The 2,773-nt window shown below is 75.3% G+C and carries 2 protein-coding genes; both read right to left on the minus strand.

Annotation, left to right across the window (positions count from 1 at the left end; translation table 11 throughout):
- Positions 1 to 880, minus strand: an 880-nt coding sequence (locus tag RYN42_RS20135; RefSeq protein ID WP_315099402.1) for a glycosyltransferase, incomplete at its 3' end; no start/stop codon positions are given.
- Entirely contained in the window at positions 880 to 2,547 is a 1,668-nt protein-coding gene (locus RYN42_RS20140) for a carbamoyltransferase C-terminal domain-containing protein (protein ID WP_315099405.1), read from the minus strand. The genes RYN42_RS20140 and RYN42_RS20135, both read right to left, overlap by 1 nt.
- Positions 2,548 to 2,773: the final 226 nt, after the last annotated feature.

Genomic DNA, 2,773 nt, shown 5'->3' on the forward strand with positions numbered 1-2,773 from the left:
GGTGAGGCCCGGGCACGATGCGGCGGCGCGCGAAGTCGGCCGTGAGCAGCGCCCAGGCTCCCAGCCCGACCGCGGCGGCCCGACGCCGTCCGACGAGGGCCGCGACCGCTCCGGCACCACCGGCCGCCACCGTGACGACGTGCCAGGGGAACCGTCCCCGGCCGGTCCCGGCCAGCGCTCGCCAGGCGCGGCCGTGCAGTGCGCGCATCAGCGCGTCGTCCGCGGCGCCCGCCTGCACCCGGACGCTGACCGCGTCGTCGGCGGGTCGGACCGGGTGGTCCGTCGCCCGAGAACCCCGCACCAGGCGCCAGCCGGCCAGCCGCAGCCGCAGCGCCAGGTCCGCGTCCTCGCGGTACGCGCGCGGGAACCGCTCGTCGAAGCCCTGCACCTCGTCGAGCGCCTTCCGCCGGAACGCCATGTCGGCCGTCGCCCACAGCGCGTGCTCCAGGCCCGCGGTGCTGCGCTCCCAGTCCGTGGGCCTGCGATCGTGCGGCAGCGGCACGCGCAGGCGGGCCTGCGTGCCGGCGACGTCCGGGCCCGCGGCGGCCAGGTCGTCGAGCAGGCCCCGGGCCCAGCCGGGCGGGAGGACGACGTCGTCGTCGAGGAACGCGACCCACTCGGTGGCCGTCCTGCGCCAGCCGGCGTTGCGCGCGGCGGCCGGGCCCCGACCGCCGGTCCGGACGACGACGGTAGGCCAGGGGAGGTCCGGCACCACGAGCGGCAGGGTCGTGGTCAGCGGACGGTCGTCGCAGACCACCACGCGTGACGGGCCTGGCGTCGCCGCCGTCCAGTTCTGCGCGACGAGGCCCGACAGCAGGACGTCGAGAGACGGCCGCCCGACCGTGGGGACGACGATCGACCAGGACGGCGGCTGCCCCATCAGCTCGCGGCCCGGAACAGCTCGGCGCGCCGCACCAGGTGCGGGCCGAGGACGAGGAGGTCCACCGGCGCCGACCCGAACAGCTCGAGCGCGTCCCTCGGGTCGTCCACCATCGGGCGTCCGGCCGTGTTCAGGCTCGTGTTGATCACCACGGGCAGGCCGGTGCGGTCCCGGAACGCCTCGATCGTCGCGCCGAGCCGGGGCTGTGTCGCGGGGTCGACGGTCTGGATGCGGGCCGTCCCGTCCACGTGCACCGCGGCGGGGATGCGGTCGCGCCACTGCGGGTCCACCTGGTGCACGAAGAGCATGTACGGGCTGGGCAGCGGTCCGCCCGAGAAGATCTGGTCGGCGTGCTCCAGCAGCACCATCGGTGCCACCGGCCGGAACTGCTCGCGGCCCTTGACGTCGTTCAGCCGCTCGAGGTTCTCCGCATGCCCCGGGTGCGCGAGCAGGGAGCGGTGCCCCAGCGCGCGCGGGCCGAACTCCGCCCGCCCGTCGAACCAGGCGACCACCCCGTCGGCGGCCAGCACGTCCGCCACCTCACCTGCCAGGTCCTCGGGCGTGCGGAACGGAACGGCCGCGGCGCGGAGCCAGTCGGCGAGTGCGTCGTCGGACCACTCGCGGCCGAGGGAGGCGCCGGGCATCGGCTGCGGGACGTCGCCCAGCTCGGCGGCGAGCTGCATCGCGGCGCCGAGCGACGTCCCTGCGTCTCCGGCGGCCGGCTGCACCCAGACGTCGTCGAACCCGCTCTCGCGCCAGATCCGGGAGTTGGCCACGCAGTTCAGCGCGATGCCGCCGGCCATGGTCAGCACCCGGTCGCCCGTGCGCTCGTGCAGCCAGCGCGCCAGGTCGACCAGGACCTCCTCGAGGCGGGCCTGGACCGAGCACGCCAGGTCCGCGTGCTCGCCGCCCCATGTGCCGTCGTCGATCCGACGTGGTGCCCAGCGGGTCCAGTCGGGTGCCTCCGCGACGAAGCCGCCGTCGCCGGTCGGGTAGATCAGCGACCGCAGGTCGTCCAGGAACGCAGGCTTCCCGTACGAGGCGAGCGCCATGACCTTGTACTCGTCGCTCGACCGCAGGAAGCCGAGGTGCTCCGTCAGGGACTCGTAGACCAGGCCGAGGGAGCTCGGCAGCTCCTGCGTGGCCAGCACGTCCAGCCGTCCGCCGACGTAGCGGCCGGCGAGGTGCGAGGCGCGCTCGCCCCGGCCGTCCAGGACGAGGACGCTGCTCTCCTCGAACGGGGACGCGAGGGCGGCGGACGCCGCGTGGGCGACGTGGTGCGGGACGTACCGCACGATCGACGGGTCGATGCCCGGCAGGGCGCTGGTGAGGAACCCGGGCACCCGCTGGGCGTACGTGGTGCGCAGGTGGTCCCACGGGTCGTCGAGCCCGAGGTCCTCGGCGTCCTTGGCCAGGGCGGGGTCCCACCCGTACGCCACGGCGTCGAGGTCCTGCGGCCGCAGCCCGGCCTCCGCCAGGCACCAGCGCATGGACAGCTCGGGCAGCTCCCAGGCCGAGAACGGGACGGGCCGCTTGCCGTGCTTGCGGCGGCTGAACCGCTCCTCCTCGGCGGCGGCGACCACGTGGCCGTCGACGACGAGGGCGGCGGACGGGTCGTGATAGATCGCGTTGATCCCCAGGACGCGCATGAGTGGCAGGCCTCTCATCGGTGGTCCAGAGTCGTGCGTGTTCTGCACACGATGAGTGGTGCTCGCTTCTGGTCGCCACTGTGGAGCACTTCTCCGAGAGCCGCACGTTGAACCGCTTCTCGGTGTCCCGCCCGCCGTCAGTGCGCCCCCCGTGCGCGCGCGGCCGTGACGGCGCCCCCGACGCCCGTCGTCCAGGGCTCGCCGTGCCCGGGCAGCACCGTCGTCGCGGCGGTCGCCGCCAGGG

Source organism: uncultured Cellulomonas sp., from assembly GCF_963527515.1.
Taxonomy (GTDB): domain Bacteria; phylum Actinomycetota; class Actinomycetes; order Actinomycetales; family Cellulomonadaceae; genus Cellulomonas.

What these genes read in the sequence shown, in the direction of transcription:
- RYN42_RS20140 (WP_315099405.1), bottom strand. Translation starts at nt 2,547, where the DNA reads ATGAGAGGCCTGCCACTCATGCGCGTCCTGGGGATCAACGCGATCTAT.